Here is a 441-nt window from a genome sequence, read left to right as displayed (position 1 = left end):
TCCCGTGGACTTTGGTGTCTGGTCGTGCGGTGTTCTTGTTCGGGAACTTGGAGCCAGCCCGTGGTGTGGACTCCTGCTTAGAGAATGTCTGGACCGTGGCCGTGGCGCTCAGTCACCTGGTGATCTGGAAGAACTTGTGGCAGGAGGGTTTTGCAGTGGCATTGACGTTGGGGATCGACGTCGCGGTCCGGGCGGCGCATCAGGCGACGCTGGCCCGTGACGGCAAGACGGTGTGGCGGGGCCGTAAGTTCTTGACCCGCCCCGACGAGCTGGAGCGGGTGTGGGCCGATGTGGGTGCCGAGGATCCGGGCGAGCTGACGGTGGTGCTCGAGCCCACCAGAAACGCCTGGATTGTGATGGCGGAGTGGTTTCGCCGGCGCGGCGCGAAGGTGGTGATGGTGCCGACGACTCAGTCGGCGGACCTGCGCAAGTACTACTCCA

At 64.6% G+C, this 441-nt stretch carries 1 protein-coding gene; it reads left to right on the top strand.

All coding sequences use genetic code 11. From position 1 onward, the window contains the following. Positions 1-155 precede the first annotated feature (155 nt). Positions 156-441, top strand: a 286-nt coding sequence (locus F6Q13_RS17380; protein ID WP_367141356.1) for a transposase, incomplete at its 3' end; no start/stop codon positions are given.

Source organism: Mycobacterium sp. (assembly GCF_008709575.1).
Classification (GTDB): domain Bacteria; phylum Actinomycetota; class Actinomycetes; order Mycobacteriales; family Mycobacteriaceae; genus Mycobacterium.
This window is presented reverse-complemented; position numbering and strand designations above follow the sequence as displayed.